Annotated in this window: 24 protein-coding genes; 2 read left to right on the top strand and 22 right to left on the bottom strand. The window is 54.9% G+C overall.

Going from position 1 to position 23,006, the window contains the following annotated elements; genetic code table 11:
- Window positions 1–55: 55 nt before the first annotated feature.
- The 15 genes from KHW85_RS02620 to KHW85_RS02690 form a co-directional block, all read right to left on the bottom strand.
- A complete protein-coding gene (locus KHW85_RS02620; RefSeq protein WP_291458684.1) occupies window positions 56–415 on the bottom strand; it encodes a hypothetical protein in 360 nt (119 codons plus the stop codon).
- A gap of 327 nt (window positions 416–742) precedes the next feature.
- Window positions 743–1,741, bottom strand: a complete 999-nt coding sequence (gene miaA, locus KHW85_RS02625; RefSeq protein WP_291458685.1) for a tRNA (adenosine(37)-N6)-dimethylallyltransferase MiaA — start codon at window positions 1,739–1,741, stop codon at window positions 743–745.
- The gene (gene miaB / locus KHW85_RS02630; RefSeq protein WP_291458686.1) at window positions 1,728–3,266 is read right to left on the bottom strand and encodes a tRNA (N6-isopentenyl adenosine(37)-C2)-methylthiotransferase MiaB; all 1,539 of its coding nucleotides are present in this window, start codon (window positions 3,264–3,266) and stop codon (window positions 1,728–1,730) included. The genes miaA and miaB overlap by 14 nt, the downstream gene beginning before the upstream one ends.
- Window positions 3,267–3,278: 12 nt before the next feature.
- A complete protein-coding gene (locus KHW85_RS02635; protein WP_291458687.1) occupies window positions 3,279–3,779 on the bottom strand; it encodes a CinA family protein in 501 nt (166 codons plus the stop codon).
- Window positions 3,769–4,365, bottom strand: a complete 597-nt coding sequence (locus tag KHW85_RS02640; protein WP_291458688.1) for a regulatory protein RecX — start codon at window positions 4,363–4,365, stop codon at window positions 3,769–3,771. The genes KHW85_RS02635 and KHW85_RS02640 overlap by 11 nt, the downstream gene beginning before the upstream one ends.
- Window positions 4,366–4,368: 3 nt before the next feature.
- Window positions 4,369–5,460: a recombinase RecA gene (recA, locus tag KHW85_RS02645; protein WP_178703632.1), complete on the bottom strand. Its 1,092-nt coding sequence runs from the start codon at window positions 5,458–5,460 to the stop codon at window positions 4,369–4,371.
- A gap of 201 nt (window positions 5,461–5,661) precedes the next feature.
- Window positions 5,662–5,910: a DUF3046 domain-containing protein gene (locus tag KHW85_RS02650; RefSeq protein WP_291458689.1), complete on the bottom strand. Its 249-nt coding sequence runs from the start codon at window positions 5,908–5,910 to the stop codon at window positions 5,662–5,664.
- Window positions 5,907–6,230, bottom strand: coding sequence for a helix-turn-helix transcriptional regulator (locus tag KHW85_RS02655; protein ID WP_026066718.1), 324 nt, complete (start codon window positions 6,228–6,230; stop codon window positions 5,907–5,909). The genes KHW85_RS02650 and KHW85_RS02655 overlap by 4 nt, the downstream gene beginning before the upstream one ends.
- Window positions 6,231–6,429: 199 nt before the next feature.
- Complete coding sequence (pgsA, locus tag KHW85_RS02660; RefSeq protein WP_291458691.1) at window positions 6,430–7,074, bottom strand: CDP-diacylglycerol--glycerol-3-phosphate 3-phosphatidyltransferase; 645 nt, start codon at window positions 7,072–7,074, stop codon at window positions 6,430–6,432.
- Window positions 7,075–7,092: 18 nt separating this feature from the next.
- Window positions 7,093–9,771: a DNA translocase FtsK gene (locus KHW85_RS02665; RefSeq protein WP_291458692.1), complete on the bottom strand. Its 2,679-nt coding sequence runs from the start codon at window positions 9,769–9,771 to the stop codon at window positions 7,093–7,095.
- A gap of 72 nt (window positions 9,772–9,843) precedes the next feature.
- The gene (locus KHW85_RS02670; protein WP_178703638.1) at window positions 9,844–10,776 is read right to left on the bottom strand and encodes a PfkB family carbohydrate kinase; all 933 of its coding nucleotides are present in this window, start codon (window positions 10,774–10,776) and stop codon (window positions 9,844–9,846) included.
- Between the two features lie 54 nt (window positions 10,777–10,830).
- Window positions 10,831–12,522, bottom strand: a complete 1,692-nt coding sequence (locus KHW85_RS02675) for a ribonuclease J (RefSeq protein ID WP_019127182.1) — start codon at window positions 12,520–12,522, stop codon at window positions 10,831–10,833.
- 47 nt (window positions 12,523–12,569) lie between these two features.
- Window positions 12,570–13,121 carry a GNAT family N-acetyltransferase gene (locus KHW85_RS02680; RefSeq protein WP_291458693.1) on the bottom strand — a complete coding sequence of 184 codons (552 nt, stop codon included), beginning with the start codon at window positions 13,119–13,121 and terminating at the stop codon, window positions 12,570–12,572.
- Window positions 13,118–14,449, bottom strand: coding sequence for a pitrilysin family protein (locus tag KHW85_RS02685; RefSeq protein ID WP_291458694.1), 1,332 nt, complete (start codon window positions 14,447–14,449; stop codon window positions 13,118–13,120). The genes KHW85_RS02680 and KHW85_RS02685 overlap by 4 nt, the downstream gene beginning before the upstream one ends.
- Window positions 14,449–15,093 (bottom strand): hypothetical protein, encoded by a 645-nt coding sequence (locus KHW85_RS02690; protein ID WP_291458695.1) that lies wholly within the window; start codon window positions 15,091–15,093, stop codon window positions 14,449–14,451. The genes KHW85_RS02685 and KHW85_RS02690 overlap by 1 nt, the downstream gene beginning before the upstream one ends.
- Before the next feature lie 168 nt (window positions 15,094–15,261).
- Between KHW85_RS02690 and KHW85_RS02695 the strand changes: the two genes are divergently transcribed.
- Window positions 15,262–15,984: a LacI family DNA-binding transcriptional regulator gene (locus KHW85_RS02695; protein WP_178703646.1), complete on the top strand. Its 723-nt coding sequence runs from the start codon at window positions 15,262–15,264 to the stop codon at window positions 15,982–15,984.
- 39 nt (window positions 15,985–16,023) lie between these two features.
- Here the strand turns inward: KHW85_RS02695 and KHW85_RS02700 are convergent, their stop codons facing one another.
- From KHW85_RS02700 to KHW85_RS02715, 4 genes are read right to left on the bottom strand one after another with little or no spacing between them, the layout of a single operon-like run.
- Window positions 16,024–16,320, bottom strand: a complete 297-nt coding sequence (locus tag KHW85_RS02700; protein WP_291458696.1) for a 4Fe-4S dicluster domain-containing protein — start codon at window positions 16,318–16,320, stop codon at window positions 16,024–16,026.
- A gap of 13 nt (window positions 16,321–16,333) precedes the next feature.
- On the bottom strand, window positions 16,334–17,638 hold the full coding sequence (locus KHW85_RS02705; RefSeq protein WP_178703651.1) for an FAD-dependent oxidoreductase: 1,305 nt from the start codon (window positions 17,636–17,638) through the stop codon (window positions 16,334–16,336).
- Between the two features lie 8 nt (window positions 17,639–17,646).
- Window positions 17,647–18,519 carry an electron transfer flavoprotein subunit alpha/FixB family protein gene (locus tag KHW85_RS02710; RefSeq protein ID WP_291458697.1) on the bottom strand — a complete coding sequence of 291 codons (873 nt, stop codon included), beginning with the start codon at window positions 18,517–18,519 and terminating at the stop codon, window positions 17,647–17,649.
- A gap of 15 nt (window positions 18,520–18,534) precedes the next feature.
- Entirely contained in the window at window positions 18,535–19,296 is a 762-nt protein-coding gene (locus KHW85_RS02715) for an electron transfer flavoprotein beta subunit/FixA family protein (protein WP_291458698.1), read from the bottom strand.
- Window positions 19,297–19,442: 146 nt separating this feature from the next.
- Between KHW85_RS02715 and KHW85_RS02720 the strand changes: the two genes are divergently transcribed.
- A complete protein-coding gene (locus KHW85_RS02720) occupies window positions 19,443–20,075 on the top strand; it encodes a TetR/AcrR family transcriptional regulator (protein ID WP_291458699.1) in 633 nt (210 codons plus the stop codon).
- Here KHW85_RS02720 and KHW85_RS02725 read toward each other — a convergent pair.
- The 3 genes from KHW85_RS02725 to KHW85_RS02735 are packed head-to-tail and all read right to left on the bottom strand — an operon-like array spanning window position 20,036 to window position 23,000.
- Window positions 20,036–20,713 carry an MBL fold metallo-hydrolase gene (locus KHW85_RS02725; RefSeq protein WP_291458700.1) on the bottom strand — a complete coding sequence of 226 codons (678 nt, stop codon included), beginning with the start codon at window positions 20,711–20,713 and terminating at the stop codon, window positions 20,036–20,038. The genes KHW85_RS02720 and KHW85_RS02725 overlap by 40 nt on opposite strands.
- 3 nt (window positions 20,714–20,716) lie before the next feature.
- Window positions 20,717–22,105: an MFS transporter gene (locus KHW85_RS02730; RefSeq protein WP_366494592.1), complete on the bottom strand. Its 1,389-nt coding sequence runs from the start codon at window positions 22,103–22,105 to the stop codon at window positions 20,717–20,719.
- A gap of 19 nt (window positions 22,106–22,124) precedes the next feature.
- Entirely contained in the window at window positions 22,125–23,000 is an 876-nt protein-coding gene (locus tag KHW85_RS02735; protein ID WP_291458702.1) for a MaoC/PaaZ C-terminal domain-containing protein, read from the bottom strand.
- Window positions 23,001–23,006 lie beyond the last annotated feature (6 nt).

Here is a 23,006-nt window from a genome sequence, read left to right on the forward strand (position 1 = left end):
GTGGGAGGAAACCCTGGGGTTTCCTCCCACCACTCATTTTCAGATCAACGTTCCGCTACTTCTTTTTCTTGTGGAAGCGCGGACTTGTGCCCAAGTGAACTGGAGAGGAAATATAGTCACCGCCCGGGGAAGCCGCGGAATCATCAAGGCCACGATAGACGTAGTTGGGATCTTCGTGCTCCAGCTCTAATGGGAACTTGATGCCATCAGCGTAATCTGCAACCTCTTGGGGAAGAGGAACTGAGCCACCTTCTGAGGAGCCAAATCCCGTAGACCCTTCAGTGTCCTTCCCTAATTTTTTCTTATCAGGAAGTGGATTTTCATCCGGAAATTGAGAGGGATCAGTGCTGAGCATTGTCTCAAGATTCGTTGGACCGAATCCTGTTCGTTCATTCCACGAGTTCCCGGAATTCATGCCAGTTCAGACCAGAAGCTGAAGAAGCTGATTCCCGGTTGCCTGCGGCCATTTCTCACTTACCAAGGCCAGAAAACCGGTAGTGATCGCTGCGGCACAGTTCGAGCAGTCCATTTTTTCGACATTCTTGTCTGGATATACCCTCACATTAACATTTGCGCCAAGAGATGCCGTAACCACCTGTCCCCAAGAGGAACGCGCCGTAAGCTGCCCATCGGGAGCAATGGCCGAAACACCAACAACACCCCTTATTGACAGCCATCTCGCCTCCCTTTCTCTTGAACAGAAAACAGAATACGGGAGCCTAAGGAACAATCTAAAATGTCTCTATTGAAGTACTGACAACACAACCCGACGGGCAGTCTGTAACGCCGCCTCGGCACTGGTGGTGGCCCCATCGACGCTACGATCGATCCACACGATTCTGGGGTCGCGGCGCAGCCACTTGACCTGCCTGCGAGCCAACTGGCGCGTTGCCAAGGCAACAGAATCAATGGCCTCGGGGATCGTCATATCACCGTCAATAACAGCAAGAGCCTGCGCATAACCGGTTGCCTTGGCGGCAGTCTTTGTATGTCGAAGCCCCAATCGGTCTAGTTCCCGTGTTTCCTCAACAAGCCCCTGGTCAAACATCAAGCGAGTGCGCTGCGCAATGCGTTGATCAAGCTCCTCCATCGGCCAACGAAGCGCAAGCATGACGGTGGGTGCCGCATACATGTACTGCGGCATCGACGAAGAGTAGGGTTTCCCCGTCAGCTCAATGACTTCAAGCGCTCGAATAATTCTGCGTGCATTGTGCGCGTCAATGCGCTGCGCAGACACCGGATCCAATTCCTCGAGTCGATGAAAAAGAGCGGCCACTCCCCCGGGTTGGCAAGACTCTTCCTCAAGACGTTTCCGAAGCTGAGGATCTGTCCCGGGAAAGTCAATCTGGTCCAAAAGCGCCCGCTGGTAAAGCCCCGAACCGCCAGCGACAACTGCAAGGTTCGAGCGAGCGTGAATCTGTGCGATATCGGCGCGAGCGTAGCGCTGGTAGGAGGCGACAGAAGCCTCGTCGCTAATCTCCAAGACATCAATTTGATGATGAGGAATTCCGCGGCGCTCCTCAATCGGAGTTTTCGCCGTACCGATATCCATTCCGCGATAAAGCTGAAGCGCATCTGCAGAAACCAGCTCCCCTGCGTGTGCCCCCATATCCGCGGGGAGGCTCTGTGCAAGGTCTAAAGCAAGATCACTTTTTCCCGAGGCCGTGGGCCCCACCACCGCAATGATCAGTTGCGATGGTTGAGCTAGGCGGGGCAAAGATGCAGTATTAGGCATTTCCATTTGGAGCCCCGATACGGATGCGAGGCATACCAAGGGAGATCTTCGAGTCTTCTTCGTGTGCTTGACGCTTTTGCCAAGCATCTCCCGCACGAGTCCGACGAAGTTCAAAGAGACCGCCATCTTCCAATGCTGAATCAGCAATGAGATGGTGAGGGGCGCCGTGCGTGACACGAGCGCGAAGCATGTCACCAGGACGCGGACGATCGGTTTCACTCATTCCCAAGGGAAGGGCAACGTGAACCAGACGGTTATCACGCGCTCGTCCAGAAATACGGTGGGTTGCTCCGTCTTTCCGACCTTCTCCTGCGGCGACAAGCACCTCAACTTCATTTCCAACAAGTGCTGCATTGTCCTCGGCACAAATGCGTTCTTGCAGAGCCAACAGGCGCTTGTAGCGTTCAAGAGCAACGTCCTGTGGAACCTGATCCTCTCGGTCAGCTGCCGGGGTACCGGGACGCGGAGAGTATAGGAAAGTGAAGGCGGAACTGAAGCGTGCTTCTTCAACAACTTCGAGAGTCTGCTGGAAATCTTCTTCAGTCTCTCCGGGGAATCCGACGATGATGTCCGTGGTAATTGCTGCGTCGGGAATTGCAGCGCGTACTCGCGAAAGAATTCCCATGAAACGATCCCGGCGGTAGGAGCGGCGCATCTGGCGCAGGACCGCGTCCGAACCCGACTGAAGCGGCATGTGTAACGAGGGCATGACCGTTGGAGTCTCGGCCATCGCCTCAATTACGTCATCAGTAAAGGCCGCCGGGTGTGGGCTTGTAAAACGCACGCGTTCCAAACCGTCAATTGTGCCTACGGCTCGCAGAAGATCAGCGAAAGCACCGCGCTGACCGAAGCTTACGCCGTAAGAGTTAACGTTCTGTCCCAGAAGGGTAATTTCAATTGCGCCTTCATCAACAACAGCTTGTACTTCTTCAAGAATTTCACCGGGACGGCGATCACGTTCTTTTCCACGAAGGTGAGGAACAATGCAGAAGGTGCAGGTGTTATTACAGCCAACTGAGATTGAGACCCACGCTGCGTATGCGCTTTCACGGTGAGTAGGAAGTGTTGAAGGAAAAACCTTCAAGGATTCTTCGATTTCAACAGCCGCTTGACGATTGTGCTCTGCACGGCGAAGAAGCGCGGGAAGGACATCGATATTGTGAGTACCGAAAACTGCATCGACCCAGGGAGCTTTTTCGATGATCCCGTCACGCATCTGTTGAGCAAGGCAACCGCCCACTGCAATCTGCATTCCAGGGCGTTCACGCTTGACTGCCGCAAGCTGCCCGAGGTTTCCAAATAGACGCGTCGCGGCATTCTCGCGAACGGAGCAGGTGTTGATAACAATGACGTCTGCACCCATGTCTCCGGCGTCAGTTGCGCGCGCTGCTGCGGCAGGAACGCGATCGACAGGGACTAAGCCCGCCTTCTCTAAGAGACCCGAAATACGTTCGGAATCGTGCTCATTCATCTGGCACCCAAGGGTGCGCACTGCGTAGGTTCGCGGGAAGTCCATCATTTCAACACTCATCGTCGTTGAATTCTAGCGCGTATGGATATTTGGTGTCGCTTTCAGTACTTCCCTGAATAGTTCAAGTGCGGCGATCACTGCGCCCCGCCGGACCTGGTCGCGATCTCCACTCAGATCAAGACGGCGTACCCGCGAGCCACCTTCCCACGCACAACCCACATAGACCGTTCCAGCAGGATGTCCATCAGCAGGTCCCGGCCCCGCGACTCCAGTCGTTGACAAACCAAAATCCGCACCCATCAGTGTGCGAACACCGTGTGCCATTTGCCGAGCAACTTCATCATCAACGGGACCCGTCTGCGCAAGGCGTTGATCGCTCACCTTCAAAACCGAATGCTTCGTATCCGTCGCATAGGTGCAGACTCCCCCACGCACAGCATGTGAGGCACCCGGCACATGAACGAAAGCCGCGCACAAAAGACCACCGGTTAAGGACTCTGCGACAGCAACAGTGAGGCCCCCATTGCTTAAATCAGTAATCAGTTCCTTACAGATAGCATCTTCAGTACTCATCATCCCTGCCTTCGACGATTGCATCAAGCACGCGTATACAAACCTGAGGAGAATATCCTTTGCGCCCAAGCATCGAGAAAATACGTCGACGCGCAACCTGATCATCGCAATTCGGCATCGAACGCATCTTCTTCTGAGCAAGGTTTAAAGCCCGCTCAAATTGTTCATCGGCGCCGATTTCTGAGAGCACGGTATCGATGATTTCCGGGGCGATCCCCTTCCGTTGAAGATCAACACGAAGTGCGGAACCTGTTTTCCCGCCTGCCTCAAAACGTCCCCGAGAAAAGGCACGCGCAAAGGCAAGGTCATCGACCAACCCCAATTGAGTGAGGCGTTCGATAACAGAGGCGGCAACCTCAGAAGAAAAACCTCTACTGGTTATTGCGGTTTCTAATTCGCTTCGCGAACGGGCACGAACATCGAGCTGACGAAGGGCTACCTCACGGGCGGCCTCGAATGCAGCTTGTCCTTCTAGAGCAGAATTGCGCTGGCGCATAAGAGCCTGGCGCTCCGCCGGGCTCTTAGTGCGCGTGCGCGGACGAACATCCTCTTCTGATGTGGTCTCTGGGTCGTAATAACGGACCATTGATTAGAAGCCAGCATCCTCGAGTGAGTCATCGATATCTGATGTAACCGGCTCTGTCAGTTCGCCATCTTGTACGCCGATTCCCAAAGAAACCAAGATCTTCTGTTCAATTTCATTAGCCAATTCGGGATTATCCGAGAGGAACTGGCGAACATTTTCCTTGCCTTGCCCAAGCTGATCATCACCATAGGTAAACCAAGAGCCAGACTTACGGATGATGCCGGTTTCCACGCCCATGTCGATAATCGACCCTTCGCGGGAGATGCCCTTACCGTAGACGATATCGAACTCTGCCTGCTTGAAAGGCGGCGCCATCTTGTTCTTGACGATCTTTGCACGGGTGCGGTTACCGACGGGAGCTCCAGCTTCCTTCAGGGTTTCAATTCGGCGAACATCAATGCGGACGGAGGCGTAGAACTTCAGAGCCTTACCGCCGGTTGTGGTTTCGGGGTTACCGAAGAAGACACCGATCTTTTCACGAAGCTGGTTAATGAAGATTGCGGTTGTCCCGGTCGCCGAGAGAGCACCGGTGATTTTACGCAGGGCCTGACTCATCAAGCGGGCTTGCAGACCGACATGAGAGTCTCCCATTTCGCCTTCGATTTCAGCCTTGGGAACAAGTGCAGCGACAGAGTCGATGACAATGATGTCAATACCGCCCGAACGAATCAGCATGTCGGCGATTTCCAGTGCTTGCTCGCCGGTATCGGGTTGGGAGACCAAGAGGTTATCCGTGTCGACACCTAGGGCGCGCGCATAAACGGGATCAAGTGCGTGTTCAGCGTCGATAAATGCGGCGTTTCCGCCTGCTTTTTGTGCGCTGGCAACTGCATGAAGTGCAACGGTTGTCTTACCGGATGATTCTGGGCCATAGATCTCAATGACGCGCCCCCGAGGCAGACCGCCAATTCCAAGAGCGACATCAAGGGCTAGAGAACCAGTGGGGATCACCTGCACCGGGGGACGAGAATCATCTCCCAGTCGCATGACGGAGCCCTTACCAAACTGCTTATCGATCTGTGAGAGTGCGAGCTCTAAAGCCTTATTTCGGTCCCCATTCGCTGATGAAGAGGAACCCTTACGAGCTACTGCCATGGTGATACCTTTCGTCGAAGCCTCTCCGGCCACTGTTCATCTGGTCTATGCAGCAGATCCCCTCTCCGGGGACTACTCAGTGAAGATATGCTCGACCACAGGCATTTGCGACCACTTTTCCATATCTGTGGAAAAACTGATCACACTTCACTTCTTCCACAGAATAAATGGAACAAATGTTCGATGCATGTCGACACGCCATTAGGAACGCTTCGAACGACGAATCTTCTCACGCTCTTTCGCATCAAGACGATGAACCCAGCGCACGGCCTCGTCTGCATCACTTTCACGAAGCAACTCAGACCAGACCATATCTGGCGAAACTCCCCTATCAAGGGCCTCCACACAGGTTCCCCGCAGTGAAGGTAGATATAGGTCAGCCGTCAATGAGCGTCCAAGGGTAGCCCCATAGACGTCATCGACGGCATCCCAAAATTCAGAAAGAGTCACGAGATCAGGGTCACCGGGACCAGATTCTCAGGAACAGTGTCCGGAACAACAGTTCCATCCAAGACAGCCATACGCTCAGAAACCTCACGCAGGATGTACCACAGCGGCACGCCCAGGGCCTCGCTAATCGCATCAAGAAGTTCAGATGACGCTTCCTTCTGCCCGCGCTCAACCTCAGAAAGATAGCCCAAGGAGACTTGCGCCTCGGAAGAAACTTCTCGCAAAGTACGCCCCTGCTTACGGCGAATCTCACGCAGAACATCGCCAATTTCAGTACGTAGCAACGGAGCGGCTGCACGATCATGGGCGGGGCGATTCATAGCTTGACGATAACCCGCCGCCAGCGCCTTCTGCATGGCCAGCTCATTCAGTGGACGCACAGAACTCGGGATATTGTTCTTCTGCTTCTTCATCATGTTCTTCCTAACGTCTGAACGACCCTGCCTATTCCCACCATACACGAGGGATTTAAAACTTGCGTCTGCGTCGCTCAACTTTGCGCTCAAGGCGCAACTGTAATTACACCTCGTTTTGAGGCTCAGGATCACGAACCTCACGGGCAAGAAAGAGGCCCTCACGCACATACGCAATACCCGACCAAAGAGTCGCAGCAAGCGCAGCACCCGCAACAGACAAAGCCGACATTAAGGCAACTGACGCCCACCCGCGATTGGCGGGATTGAGGAAGTAGAAATAATCCCACGGAATCAAGAGAAGGAAAATAGCCAAGACCTGAAGAACGGTCTTTATTTTTCCGGACTGCGAGGCCGAAACCACAATCCCCCGCCGCAGGAAGAATGCGCGCATGACAGTGATTCCCAATTCTCGGATTGCCACGAGAATCGTGAACCACCACGGGAGAACACCCTGAATGCTCAGAATAATAAACGCACTGAGGGTGAGAGCCTTATCTGCAAGAGGATCGACGACACGACCGAAGTCGGTGACCAAACCGTAGGCGCGCGCGATCTTTCCATCAAGCTGATCGGTTGCAGCGGCGACGCAAAACACCAGCAAAGCCCACCACTGTGCACTCCATGTGTCCACAAACTTTAAGTAGATGAATACGGGGACTAGGAGCAGGCGAAAAAGCGTCAGCGCATTGGGCACATTGATCGTAGAGACCTTCGTATAGCGTTCAACACGCGACACGTGAGTAGCCACGACCTGCCCCTTTGCTTCTTAGCGCCCGGTCAACTGCCAGGCGTCTTCATTCTCTTCAGGCTCTTCATCGACCCAGTCGGTCCGACCACCAAAATTATGTCCGGAGTAAGGATCCGAGGAAGTTGTATCCCCATCGTACCCGTTTGAAGGAGCCTTAGACGACTGGTCAGCAAAATTCGACGAAGAAACTTCCTGGTGCTGAGTAGGTGCGGGCGCGGGTTCAGGGGCGCTCTCTCCCCTAAGCATGGCCAAAATTTCGGGGAGCTGTTCGGGAGCTACCAATACCTGGCGCGCCTTCGAGCCTTCAGAAGGACCAACAATCTCACGCGATTCCAGGAGGTCCATCAGACGCCCTGCTCGCGCAAAACCAACGCGAAGCTTTCGCTGCAGCATCGAGGTCGAACCCAGCTGAGTTGAAATAACCAGCTCAGCTGCGGCCAAGAGATCATCAAGATCGTCACCAATGTCCTCGGCAACCTTGGCGGTCTTCGCGGGGGCAAGAACATCCGGACGGTACTGAGCCTGCATCTGTTCTTTAACGTGGGAAACAATCGAATGAATTTCAGATTCAGTAACCCAGGCACCTTGAACACGCATCGGTTTACTTGCGCCAGAAGGAAGGTACAAGGCGTCACCTTGACCGATGAGCTTCTCCGCACCAGGCTGATCCAAAATCACTCGAGAGTCAGCCAAAGATGAGGTCGCAAATGCCAAACGCGAAGGAATATTCGCTTTAATCAAACCGGTGACAACATCAACGGAAGGACGCTGAGTTGCAAGGACGAGGTGAATACCAGCTGCGCGCGCAAGCTGGGTAATACGCTGAACCGAAGCTTCAACATCGCGGGGGGCAACCATCATCAGGTCCGCGAGCTCATCGACAACGACCAGCAAGTAGGGATAGGGTCGCAATTCACGATTAAGACCCGGAAGAGCCTTCACTTGGCCTGCAGACACAGCCTTGTTGAAATCATCAACATGCTTAAAGCCATATGTCGCAAGATCGTCGTAGCGCGCATCCATTTCCTTCACGACCCATTCAAGCGCTTCAGCGGCCTTCTTCGGATCGGTGATGATCGGGGAAATCAGGTGCGGAATACCCTCGTAGATCGTCAATTCGACTCGCTTGGGATCGACCAGGATCATGCGAACCTGCGAGGGCGTCGCACGCATCATGATCGAGGTAATCATCGAATTCACGAATGACGACTTACCGGAACCAGTCTGGCCAGCAACCAGAAGGTGCGGGGTCTTCGCCAGGTTGGTAACGACGTAGCCGCCTTCAACATCCTTACCAACACCGACAACTAGGGGATGTTGGTTACGCTGAGCAGCGCCAGAGCGAAGAACATCTCCCAGCGCGACAGTTTCTCGGTCCGAGTTCGGAATCTCAATACCGATCGCCGATTTTCCGGGAATCGGAGCGAGAATTCGCACGTCTGCCGAGGCCACAGCGTAGGCAATATTCTTCGAAAGGTTTGTCAGGCGATCAACCTTCACGCCTGGCCCCAAGGTCACTTCGTAACGTGTCACTGTTGGGCCGCGAGAGAAGCCAGTCACTTGGGCATCAACATTGAACTCTGCGAAGACCTGACGCAACGCCTGCACGACTTGATCATTGACCGCCGAGCGAGTCTTATGGGGAGCACCGCGCACAAGAAGCTCGCTTGAAGGAAGCGTATAGGAGAGGTTCTCATCCAGTTCCGCTTGGAATCCACCTGCAGGCTCTTCAGTATGAGCAGGCGGCTCAGGGTCGGCCTGGTCCTCGATATTTTCGGTGACCGAAAGAGCAGGAACCTGCATTGCCTCCGTTGGCGCATCCATCGCCGAGGAAGCGGGCTGTCCCTCGGGAACATGCGGCGCTGAGGCAGGCATCACCCGAGTGCGCTGCGTATCCACCCGGGAAGGAACATCTTCTTGGGGCTCAGATTCCACTGCCCGGCGGAAGTGTTCATCGCCGTCATAGGAATCCAAGAAAGGATCATCGCCAGCAGCAAGGGAACGACGCGCCTCTTCACGCGCTCGCGCTGCCGGATCGCTTTCCTCTGGCCTCGTCCGCTTAGCAAGACGGTCAACACATTCACGGACCAAGGTCGGAACCTGCGCAACCTGCGTACGCGTCCCTAAAAGGATCGAGTAGAGGAAAAGAAGAATCAAGAGTGCCGCCGCACCCCACGACGACAGCATGAGAACCAGAGGCCGAGCAATAAACCAACCGAGGATTCCACCCGCATTCTCGATCGAGATAGCAGAGTCAAAAGCGGGGTTACCTTTGCTGACATGAACAAGACCGGTCAAAGAAAGGACAACACCAAGGCTACCTGCGACGCGGTGAGGCAAGGCTGAATTTCCTGAGCGGACACGAACTAGCTCAACAGAGAAGGCGACCAAAATAATGGGCAAAACGACGGAGAAAATCCCAACAAAGCCCGCTGCACACAGGTGAATGAAATCCCCCGCTTGCCCCGAAATACCAAACCACTCACGCAGTGCGACCAGAACGGCAACCGCCACGACAATGAACGCAAGCGCATCGCGTTTCACCTGAGCATCGGTCGCGCGCCATGCTCGAATCATCGCAAGAATACCGCGTCCGATCCCGGAAAATACGCGCGCGAGAAGCCCCGGGGTCGCAGTGGACTTCCCGGCTCGTGAAGAAGATTTCGAAGATACTGAAGATGGGGATTTTCGTGCCATGGTAGGAAAAACGCTACCGCCGCATACCCGCGAAAAGGCTTAGGCACGCCGCGAAAGCCTCTTCCGAGTGCGTCACACATGCCCGTTCTTCATAACTTCTCGGATCTGCTCCCAGCTTGGAACAGGAAGAGCCGACTCATGAGAAATGGTGATCGCAGCAGCCGCATTCGCCATTCGTGCTGCTTCAACAAAATCATATCCCAGAAGAAGTGCCGCACACATAGTGGCGATGTGGGTATCCCCCACCCCGGCGGTATCAACCGTCGCGGATTCATACGCGGGGATCGAAATCCTGGGTTCATCAGCATGAAGTTGCAGTTCACAGCCCATAACGCCCAGACGACGAACGAAGACCGCGTCAGGACGCATGACTCCGCGAACTCCAGTTCCGTGCTCATAGGGAGCAAGAATGTCAGACAGAGTCGCGGCCTCGCGAATATTCATTGAGACAACGTCCGCGCGCCCCAGTAAACGTGGCCATACGGACACTGGGACCTGAGCGACAGCAGGGGAAACGGAAACTACCAGGGTAACGCCTTCGGGAAGATTCACGGCCCATCCAGTGAGGATTTCTGCACTTGTTGGATTCGCCAGATCTGAGCCCGATACATGAACTAGATCCCCTTCGCGGATCTCCAAGGCATCCAAGGATTCACGCGAAGGTTCTGATTCCACCCCCGTAGTGACAATCGAGGTCATCGAACCATCGGCTTCGACCAGCTGAATCGCAACGCCAATGTCACCGACAAGTTCGGGAAGAAGAACCTTCACTCGTGCTTCATGGAGGAGTTGACGAACCATATACGAATTGGGACCGGTCCCCAGGGGCGAAGCGGTCGCGGTATAGACACCGAGCTTTGACACAGCAGACAAAGCCGTGAAACCACCCGCTGGAAGCGAGGTTGCTGCAGCTGCGTGAACGGAGCCTCCCCGTTCTGGCAGCTGATAAATACGCATGGGAAGAGAGAGCACAATCGAATAGGTCGAGATAAAACGCCCGGTCATGCTTCTACCGTACCTTACGCTCGTGTCTCTATCGGTGTACTCAAGTCCCACCCACTATTGCAGGACGACAACTGGAACAATCATGGGGCGTCGACGCAAATGACGGCCAACCCAGCGACCAATAACGCGACGCATCGCCTGCTGAAGGACGTGTGCATCAACATTTCCGCCGGAAGCGGCCTCTTCGAGGGCTGCGGTGACGTCGGGAAGAATCTCGTCAAAAACTGAGGAATCTTCGGCCATCCCAATTGCGCGAATTGTCGGCGGTGCAAGAACCATCCCCGACTCACCCTCAACAACCGCGTAAACGCTCACAAAGCCTTCAGATCCAAGGGTGCGTCGAGTGGCCAATTCATCTTCGGAGATCTCTCCGATAGAGGAACCGTCAACGTAGATGTACTCACACGGAACCGCACCGACGACTCTGGCATGTCCATCTTCGAGATCGACGACAACGCCATCTTCAGCAAGAACAACGTCTTCCGGCTTGACGCCGGTGAGCACTGCCAATTGACCATTGGCGACCAAGTGGCGAATCTCCCCGTGGATCGGCATGACGTTCTTCGGCTGAACAATGTTGTAGCAGTAGATCAGTTCTCCCGAGGCCGCGTGGCCGGAAACGTGAACCTTAGCATTCGCTTGGTGAACAACCTTTGCGCCCAAACGCGTGAGGTCGTTAATGACGCGGTACACCGAGTTCTCGTTACCCGGAATCAAGGAAGACGCGAAAATCACCGTATCGCCGGGTTCAATACTGACAAAGCGATGCGATCCCTGCGAAATTCGAGAAAGGGCGGCCATTGGCTCTCCTTGAGACCCAGTTGCCATGTACACCCTCTGATTGGGAGGAAGCAAAGAAATCTCATTGGAATCGACAATGAGTCCCTCAGGAATTGTGAGGTACCCCTTCTCCTGAGCGATACGCATATTCCGTTCCATAGAACGGCCAACCAAGGCAACACTGCGACCATGATGTGCAGCTGCGTTGATGACCTGCTGGACACGGTGAACATGCGAAGCAAAAGAAGCGACAATGATCTGACCTGTTGCCTCGGCAAAAACTTGATCCAAGACCGGGCCAATCTCGCGTTCTGGGGTAACGAAGCCGGGCACTTCGGCATTCGTTGAGTCCACCATGAACAAGTCCACGCCTTCTTCACCAAAACGCGCGAAAGAGCGAAGGTCTGTCAAGCGGTGGTCAAGAGGCAGCTGGTCCATCTTGAAGTCACCAGTGATCAGGACTTTACCTGCGGGGGTGCGAACGAAAACAGCAAGTGCGTCTGGAATAGAGTGGGTAACCGCAACGAACTCGCAATCGAAGGGACCAATTGCTTGGCGGTCTCCTTCTTCGACAACATGAAGGTTTTCGGCAGAAAGTCGATGCTCACGAAGCTTGGGCTCAACAAAAGCTAAAGTCAGGTCGGACCCATAAATCGGAATATCTTCGCGGAGTTTGAGCAGATATGGAACCGCGCCGATGTGGTCTTCATGCCCATGAGTCAAAACCATGCCGACGATGTCGTCAAGACGGTCTTCAATCCACGAAAAATCGGGCAGAATCAGGTCGACCCCAGGCTGAGACTCTTCAGGGAAAAGAACGCCGCAGTCGACAACCAGGAGTTTGTCACCAAATTCCAAAACATTCATATTGCGGCCGACCTCACCCAGGCCACCCAGCGGGACAATCCTGAGATTCCCCTTCTTCAGAGGCGCGGGTTCAGGCAGGTTGTCGTAAAGAGGCATCATGCAATAAGTGTGCCACGTCTAGCCTTCAGAGGCCTGATGTGACCGCTTTAAGAACGCAATGCCCACCACAGGTGTTCATCCCGAGCCGCAGGGATTTCCGAGTCGAAAACAAAGTGACGACGCATCCCCGCGGGAGAAAATCCGCATCCTTGGATGAAGCGAATAGTCAGAGTATCTTCTGGTGCAACCCACAACCGCATTGACTCCGGGTGGAGGGTATCCACAAGAGCTGCTAGCAGACGCGATGCATGTCCGATACGCCTAAAACTACGGTGCACGTAGAGGCTGCTGATTTCTTGCCCTTCTGGAATGACGCGTCCTGGCGGCTGCTCAAGTTCCAGAGCGGGGGCATGCGAATATGCAATGAAACCAACGGGAGTCTGTTCTTCAAGAGCAACCAAGGTCTGCCCCTGCATCGGCCTGTTTCCAGCAAGAGTTTCTTCCCACATCTGACGTGTCTGCGTCAGAACCTGTGCACGAAGCGGATGCGCTGCAGGCAGCGCACAGGCATTAAAGACTTCAGTGAAGAATTCTTGGGCCATTGCAGCAATGGCAGCGGCATCACTGGAAGTTGCTGGGCGAACGCTTCGTTTAGTCACGCACGATCCTCCGGCACCACTTCAGCAGTGAAGACGCATCGCCTCGCAAGCTCCTGCGCAAGACCACAAACATCTTCAGCTTGGACCGCTTCGATTCGAGCAAGCGCAGCATCAACACTGAAGTAACGACCACTCAGCTCAGCGCGTCCCAAGCGGGACATGCGAGAAAGCGTATCTTCCAACCCCAGTGCCATACCTCCGCGCAGCTGTCCGCGAACGCGAGCAAGCTCGTCTTCGCGCGGGCCAGTTGCGGCCAGCTTTTCAAGCTCCGCCTGCATGAGCTTTTCAACCTCGGAAGCTCGTTCTGGTGCTGTCCCGGCATACATTCCCCAGGCTCCCGCATCCGAATAGGGGGAATCGAAGGCATATGTCGTATAGGCCAAGCCACGCTTCTCGCGGATCTCTTGGAAGAGTCGCGAAGACATCGAGCCGCCCAGAATAGAAAGCAAAACCGACATCACGGGACGTCGATCGTCACCGGCACGCATCGATGGGCCACCAACAATGACATGTGATTGTTCAATATGACGGTGGCGCGTTGAGCGGACCGGTTCACAAGCGGACGACCACGATCCCTGCGTCGAACGCCTCGGACGCGGAACTCGCTGCTCCTCTAATTCTTTTGCCCACGTAGGATGCAAGGAGCGCTGTACTTGCTCGACAAGTTCATCGTGGTTCACATCCCCTGCTGCGGCAACAATCAGCGAGGAGGGCGCGTAAACCCGGCGATAGTAGTCCCACACATGGTCCCGTTCAACGGCGCGAATCGTTTGGGCACTTCCACCAACCGGACGTCCCAAAGAGTTATCGCCAAACACTGCCAATTGGAAAGCCTCGTGGACAACCTCGAGAGGATTGTCTTCTGACATCGCGAGCTCATCGAGGATGACCCCGCGTTCGATCTCAAACTCTTCTGGATCGATCAGGGAGGCAGAAATCATGTCTCCCAATACTTCAACGGCCATTGGCGCGTCTTCGCTCAGTACACGCGCCCAATAGTTTGTGTGTTCTTTTCCGGTTTCCGCATTGGACTCACCGCCAACCGCATCAAATGCTTCGGCGATATCAAAGGCACTTCTCTGCGCGGTTCCTTTGAAGAGGAGGTGTTCAAGGAAGTGGGTCGATCCGGCACTCACCTCATCCTCGTCTCGCGAACCAGCCCCAACCCACCAGCTCAGTGCCAGTGAACGTGTTGCCGGCACCTTTTGAGTAATGATCCGAAGGCCATTAGGCAGAACGCTTCGTTGAACAAGCGCCCCCGAGTCCTCCCATTCTTCAACGCCATGCGTTGTTTCCAGCGGAAGCTGGCGGAAACCCTCAGTTGTCATTAATGTGTCTCTTTTTCTGTTGCCGAGGACGCGCTTGCCTGATGTCCTTCTGTGCCCTGAGCGGCGGTGGCAGTCTTGCCTGCAGTCGGGGAAGCCATGCCAGCGGCAGCTGGAGTCTTTGCTGAGGCGGAAGTTGTAGCCTCGTGAGAAGAAGTGGAGCTTGCCGAAGATGACTCCTTCTGAGTCGAAGACAAAGCAGTTGGGTGCGTCGCCTGATGCAGAGCGCGTGCTTCCTCAGCCGTTCGAGGAATTCCACCGGTCAAGCCAACGATAAGGAGAATAAGGCTGACGATCGCTTGAACTGCAAAGAAACAAGCCATCCAGCGCAGGCCAACTTCCATTCCTTGGAAGGAGGACACCATAGCCGTCAGATAGCTGAACACTCCGGCCACAGCACTGACGAAAAGACTCCACGAATAGAAAACACGAGCCGAAGTGCTGGTCACCAGTCGTGCGATCGCAGCAACCATACAGGTCGCAAGTGCTGGAGCAGCAACGATAATCAAGGCACTGAGAGAGACCGAGGCAATTCGACCTGGCTCCGAATGATCAAGACTTGAGAATGTGCTGACGATCAGCCACGCCAGAATATCCAGAACCAAAAGCACTGCGCAGACAATTGCGTCTGTCAAACGTCGAAGCATTCTTCCTCCTCGCTCCAAGTAGTCACAGCTTAATAGGTGAACTTTGCACCCGCAGTGTGATTGATCCACAGGATGCACGATACCCGGCGTGTTTCCACAGTTTCTGCTTCCTAGAGTGGAAAGAAGGGCGGTTGCGGCACAGTAAAGGCCACAGGAGAGGAGGCTTTTATGTCCACGACACCGACGATTTCCGACGTTGCGCGTCTAGCTGGAGTATCTGTCGGAACCGTTTCGCACGTCCTCAGAGGAAAGGTCAAAGTCAGCGAGCACTTAACCCAGCGAGTTCACCAGGCGGCTAGAGTATTGGGATATGCCGTCGACCCTTCTGCTCAAGCACTTCGCTTGGGATATCAAAACATTGTTGGTGTTGGTCTTTTAGGCGCGCGCAAAGAAGTGGAACACGCTGCCTGTTCTTTCCTTCTCCCTTTTGCCCAGGAACTCGGGCAAAACGGCATGGAAGCATTGCTCCTCTCCCCCGCTCATGACTCCGCCAAAGACCTGTGTGTAGAAGATTTCACAGAGCTTGTCATGCGCGCGAAACGATCACACCTACATTCTCTCCTCATATGTCGAAGTGCTCATTTTCCCTCGTGTACATACATCGACGCCGAAGCACATGCGGCGCGGACGGATACAGATACCGATAGGCATCGATTGTTTCCGATAGCTCAAAGCATTCCAGTACCTCGGACTCTTCCTATATTCGAGGTTCATCTGAATGCTCTTGGTACCAGAAAACTCCATGGAGAGCGAAGGACGGCGTCACTTGAATGGCGTCCACTACGCGTAGGAAGTGCTTCTGCAGAGGGCCACTCCCTCACCCGCGGAAATATCGCCGATTGCATTGCGGCAATCATGAATTCAAGAGATGAAACAAAAGTGGTGGGTTGAAAGCAAACTCTTTCAACCCACCACTTCAAGGAGAAGCTCTTAGCCTTCCCGGAACATGATTCCGAAACCGCTCCTGGGATAGTGCCACTTCAGAACAGCTTCAGGGGCAAGAGCCAAGCAGGTACCGCACTCGAGGCATGCGGCATATTCCACCCCAACACTCCCGTCCTCTTCTACCGAGTACACACGTGCTGGGCAGATTCGCTCCAAGAGCTTGCCGGCGCCGGTAGCACGAGCGCGCTCCTGGTCGACCTCGATATGAGATTCTTCTTCGTCAAGGTTGTAAGTGTTACGCGAAAGACGCGCGGGAACACTCTCAATTTTCAATGTGCTCATTGTTCCTCCTGCCTCACAATGCCTTGATACCTGCCAAGCCGTCACTGATGAGATCACGCAAACGCAGGCCAGAAGCCTTGAACGCATCCATCGCGACCTTCATGATGTGGCGACGCGGGCGAAGATCATGGTTGAAGACTCCGTAGAAAACCTCTGCAGCAAGGCGTCCATAGTCCTTGTACATACGGGGACGCTCAAGGAAAGCAGGGGCCTTCGCGTAGGTCTGCATGTCCTGCCCGACGAAGGAAGATTTCAACTCACTGAGGTAACGATCCATCGCTGCCTGAGAGAAATCACCGGATTCAAGGGCAGCATGAACCGCCGTTGAAGCCGCGAGCGCAGAACCCGCAGCAAGATCCATCCCTCGAATGGTCAAACCAGTGTTAAGAGTGAATCCAGCTGCATCACCAATAATCACCAAACCTGGACGGGTGAGATCGTGGGTCACCATCTGAGGCCCATCTTCGATGGTCAGGTGGCACCCATACTCAAGCAATTCGCCGTCTTCAAGAAGAGGAGCAATTGCCGGATGAGTGAGCAGGTGATCATGGACATCCGAAGAGGACAAGCCCGATGCTTCCAAATCATCCAGACGCATGACAACACCAATAGAGACGGAATCTTTATTGGTGTACATGAAAGCTCCACCTGCAACACCCTGCGTCGCATCCCCAACCATGGCGTATGCTGCACCGCAGTTATCGCGCACATTGAAGCGATCTTCAAGGACCTTCTCGGGAAGAGCGATCACCGACTTCACACCCACTGCAAGGTGCTTCTTCGGCTCTTTAGCGCGGATTCCCGCCTGCTGGGCAATGAAAGAGTTCACCCCATCTGCGGCAACCACAACGTGGGAGCGCAGCTCATCTTCTCCGGCACGAACACCAACAACCTGTCCGTTTTCGATGATGAGTGAGTCAACCTTCACACCCGGCATCACGGTGACACCGGCTTCCTCGCACTTCTCGCTCAGCCACAAATCAAGCTTTGCACGCAACACTGTGACTGCATTGGCGGGCTCAGCAAGACGCTGATCCCAGTAGTCAATGTTGACGGCAGACTTTTCATTGAGCAGGCTGACGATATTACGTGTGATTCGGCGTTCTACAGGAGCTTCATGAATGAAGTCCGGGAAGACCTGTTCCATTACTCGGCAGTAGAAAACACCACCCGAGAGATTCTTGGAACCGGGTTCCATCGCACGCTCAATGAGAAGGACCTCGTGTCCTTGTCCGGCAAGAGTGTAGGCGGCGACACAACCGGCTACACCCCCACCGATGACGATGACCTCGAAATCGACCTCTACTTCTTCAGACATACTCTTCCTCAGGAAAGTGCTGCGGTGATCGCAGGCAGGACATCATAGAGGTCGCCCACGATTCCGTAGTCAGCAACCTCAAAGATCGGAGCATTGGCATCACTATTGACGGCAACGACGACCTTCGAATCGGACATGCCCGAGGTGTGCTGAACCTGACCGGAAATACCGGCGGCAAGGTACAGATCCGGAGCAACGTGCATGCCCGAAACACCAACATAGCGGTCCTTGGACAGCCATGCGGTTCCCTCAGCCAAAGGACGGGAGCACGCCAGCTCGGCGCCCAGCGCCGCGGCTAGGTCGCGGGCAATCTGCAGATCTTCCTCGGCCTTGAAGCCACGACCGGCTGCGACGATGCGACGTGCAGCAGCAAGGTTGGCGGGGCCCGAGCCAGCGGGCTCCACGGCGCTCACGCTTGCCTCGTAGTGTTCTTCCGAACCGGCCTCGGGCGCAACTTCCGCACCCTCAACGGGGGCTCCACCTTCGAGGACGACAACAGCACCACCGGTGAAGGAAATGCTTTCCTGTGTCAGGCCACCAAAACGCGAAAGTTCGGCCTCGCCAGCGGAAACGCGGAGCGCACCGTTGATGAGGGGAAGGCCAAGGCGCGCGGCAACAGCACCGGCAAGGACACGCTCAACGGGACGGTTCGCGGCAAAGATAATATCTGCGCCAGCGCCTTCCAACACAGCGTTCACCGCGGGAGCAAAAGCCTCAAGAGGCGCGTTGCTTCCACGACCGATGGTCACAACGCGGTCAACGCCAGCGATGCCGGTGGCCTCGTCGCCAAGAGCGATGACGGTAACGGGACCGATCGCGCGTGCGGCCTCGACGAGGGACGCAATCTGATTCGATGTCGTAATGATCCATGCGTTAGTCATTGTCCAAGTCCTTTCTCAGAGCACACCAGCGCTACGCAGCGCCTCAACCAGCTTCACAGCGGCGTCGTCACCACTGAGAATTTCCTTCTTACGTTCCTGAGCAACCGGGCGCAGGCGGCCGGTGACCTCAACGGAAATCGGCTCGATGCCCAGATCAGCAAGAGCAACGGTGTCCATCGGCTTCTTTCCAGCCTGCAGAACATCCTTCATGCCGGGAACCTTGACGGTCGCAGCATCTGTCGTCACGGCAACGACGACAGGGCCCTCAACAGCAATCGTTCGAGTTCCAGACGCGGTAGCCTGCGTGATGGTCCATCCGTCCCCGTTGGCCTCGACCGCAGAAACCTCCTGGAAACAGGGCCATCCCAAGTAACCTGCGACCAGAGCAGACATCATCTTGGCGGACTCATCAATCGAAGAGTCACCGGTCAAGAGGATATTCGCGCCTTCAACCTTGCGAACCAGAGCGGCAAGCGCTCCTGCAACCGCAGTGGCATTCAGATCACGAACGGCATCATCGGCGACGACCAACGCACGGTCGAATCCGCGCGAAAGAGCAGCCTTTTTTGCCATTGAGGAGGACACTTGTGCGTCTCCTACGGAGATACCAACGAGCTCTTCGCCCTTAGCATCTGCAACAGTGCGTGCCACCTGAATGGCAACAGGGTCGTATTCACTCACCGCAGCCTTCGCGCGCGACCAGTCAACGACACCATCAGAACCCACGGTTGTATCCTGCGGGTTCGCAGCGTACTTATACGCGACAACGATACTCATCGTGTCCTTCTCTCTTGAGTGTTGTTTTCGGATAGATACAGGGAAGTCTCCCCAAGTTTTCTCAGCTCCCGAAAAGCGCACGCATTAACCCGCAAGGTGCGAGTAATATGGCGCTTACCAGCAGCTATGAAAGAAAGGTGCAGGTCGTGCCGAATCCTCGACAAGACGCGCCCAAAGTTGGTCGGCCACGCAATGAAGTGGTCGAAGCCAAGATCATCGAAAGCGCCCTGACACTCTACGGAGAGGTCGGCTGGGCTGCTTTCAACCTGACCAAGGTCGCCAGCGCTGCCGGAGTGGGCAAATCCAGCATTTACACACGCTGGGAAACCCGCGATGACCTCCTGAAGGACGCCTTCGCGCGATTGGTTCGTTGCCCTGGCCCACACGGGAATAGCGCGCGGGAAGTTTTGATGAACGAGGCCGAATTCCGCCTTCGCGAGTACCTTGGCCCGAATCGTCGGGCAGTTCGTCGCCTGTTCGTCGAGGCCGGTGAAACAAACGATCCGACGATCGCACTGATTCACAACCAGATTTTCATTACCCCCTTGGGTGCAATTCGCACGCGCTTGTGGGAGTTCAAGAGCGCGGGGCAGATTAAGGACACATTGTCGGTTACCCGCCTGCTTGACGCGGTTGAAGGCTCGGTTCTGATGCGAACCTTCTGCCTGCCCGATGACTACATCGACTGCTTCATGCTGAAGGTTCCGCGTTACCTTGAAGCTTTGATTGACGATCAGCTTCATGGCAATCTCAATTCGTCATTACGCGCAGTATCCTGAACCATTTCACGCGGGCAAAGAACGCGTGCCCAGTGCATGAGCTGCGCCTTTTCTGCTGCCAAAGTGGTGGCGGGACCGTGCCCGGGAAGTACGCGAAGATCCTGAGTAACCTCTGCGAGCTTCGCGCAGGAAGTGGCCATAAGCGCTTGGTCTCCCCCAGGGAAATCAGTCCGTCCAATCGTTCCAGCAAATAGCATGTCACCACTGAAGAGGATCGAATTGGCACGATCAATCAGGCAGATATGTCCCTGGGTGTGTCCCGGGGTATCGATCACCTCAAGGCAATCGCTCCCCCACTCAATGGCATCGCCTTCCTTCAAAGGCCGATCAACGTGATCCACGACGTAGTCGACACCTTCGGCATCGAATCCAGACAGGTGTAAGTCGCGCGTTCCAGCAACGTCTGCAGCTCCACAGGCAACCCAGCACCCGTGTTGAGCGACAAGCTCATTAACTGCCCCAATGTGGTCGCAATGGCAGTGGGTGAGCACAATACCAACGACGTCTAAGTCCCGCGTCCATTGCTGGAGGAAGTTCGCCTGGTCGCCCGGGTCGACAATAATCGTCCCACCTTCATTCGTTAGCGCGTAGCAATTCGTGCGGTACGCGCTCACAACCACTGAATCAATGCGATACATCGTTTAGCGCCCCTTGAAGTCCGCTGATCCTGTAACGTCCAAACTCAGTCCCTTGGTTTCGGGGGCCCAAGCGAAGGAAACACCAAATCCAAGAGCTGAAATGAGGGCACCGGCAAGCATGGTCGTAGAGATCCCGTAATCGGCGATAAATGCCGGAAGGACGAACATTGAGTAGACGGTGCCGATTCGGCTCAGAGCCATAGCAACGCCCATTGCCGAGGCACGAATGGAGGTTGGGAAGAGCTCGTTGGGATAGAGCCACTCGAGGTTGCCCGGACCGCCAGCAAGAAGCGCGTAAGCAATGAAGCAGATGGAAACCAGAACGATTCCCCCCTGCGGGAAGAAACCGATCAGACCAAGCGCAATCGTCATACCGAAGAAACACCAGATGATGAGCGGGCGACGCCCCACGCGTTCAGCCAAGTACATTGCGGGGAATGTACCGAGCATGAAGAAGGTGCCGATAACAAGTTCGCCAATCAGCGAATTGCGTCCCTCTCCCAGGCCGATGGAACCAACGATTGTTGGGCCATAGGTGTAGAGAGCAAACATCGGAATTGCCTGGCAGAGCCAAATCACACCAACGAAGATCACTCGACACAGATAAACACCGCTGAAGATCTTCTTAAACTCGGTTTTTTCAGCAATCTCTTGCACAGGAAGGCGGACATTTTCACCGAAGAGTTTCATGACAACACGATCGGCCTCTTCTTGACGGCCCTTCGATGCCAACCACCTGGGAGATTCTGGGATATCCCAACGTCCGATAAGGATGAGTACTGCCGGAATCGCAGACGATGCAAGCATCCACCGCCAGCCGTGAGGAGTCTCGTAAAGAGCGTAGCCAACAAGAGCCGCGGCATTGGCGCCAAGGTACCATGCGGCAGCGATCATGCCCATCGACATTGCACGATATTTGCGGGGTGAAAACTCCGCGATCATCGATGTGGCAATCGGATAATCGGCGCCGATTGCCACACCGATGAGGAAGCGCAGAACCACCAATTGCAGAGGAGACGTAACGACGGCACACAGTGCCGACAAAACGACAATGACAATCAGGTCGAGAATAAACATCTTGTGACGACCAATGAGGTCCGTCACCCATCCTCCGACCGCAGCTCCCAAGAAAAGCCCAACCAACGCAGCAATTCCCAGCAAGCCCGACATGGAATTACTGATCTCGATATCGGTACCCAGGCGTGAAAGCGCCACGCCAATAATTCCTAGAACATAGCCTTCAAGGAACGGACCACCACTGGAAAATGCGATGATGCGCCATAGCACACCCGACATATCCAGATCTTCGAGATCTGTTACTTCCTTTTTCACTGCGTGTATCTCCTCTAACACCTCGATAGCAGAGCCGCGGATCATCGTGTGATCATGCATCTATGCTTTCAAGATTACTTCAGCGGTATTCGATAATCCCCCAGTTCAGGTGAGGCTTCGCACCGGTCACATCGGCATCCTCGTCTACCAGTTGGAAACGAAGCTCGCCTTCTGCGACCTTCCACAGCTTCGTCTTCAGAGTGCTACCAGGTAGAACCGGCGAAGTAATACGGGTCTTGAAACGGGTGATGCGCTCGGGTTCTCCGGGAACAAAAGCGTTAATTGCATGACGCATGACAACACCCGCGTAAGAGATTGCGTGAAGAATGGGACGAGGCTCACCGTTCTCAGCTGCATAATCCCAGTCGATGTGCTGCGGGTGGTAGTCTCCCGACAGACGGTAGATCAAGGCCTGGTTCTCAGGAATACGCTCAACAACCTCGACATCAGCCTCACGCTCTGGCATCTCAACGATGTCCTTGGGAGGCTTGGGCCCACCCCAACCGCCGTCGTAAATCAGGCAGTCCCAAGATTCGTTCGTGAAAAGCAGGTTGCCGTCCGAATCGTAGGTGTCACCAATATGCTGAGCGAGCAGACCACGACCCTCACCACGGTCATAGAGCCCTTCAAGGCGAACCATGGTTTCCAAGTGATCGCTCATCTTGGTGATCGGCTGATGGAAGCGGATATCGAAGCCCCAGTGCAGGGAGCCCGCATAGTTGTAGCCGTAGTCAATAGTGCGAGTGACCTCGGAATCCACGATGAGCATCGCACCAAACATGGGCAGAACCTTGAGCTGAGGATTACGTTCGTCGTGCTCGTTGAGGTATTCGAGGCCATCCTTGCCATCGATACCTGCACCGCAACCAAGAGCAAAGAGCTCAAGATCACGGAAAGTGTAGTCGCGGACGAAAGGACCGAAGGTCTGTCCGACCATATCCGTATTGATTGCCATGCCTGT

The organism is Actinomyces sp. oral taxon 181 (assembly GCF_018370895.1).
Classification (GTDB): domain Bacteria; phylum Actinomycetota; class Actinomycetes; order Actinomycetales; family Actinomycetaceae; genus Pauljensenia.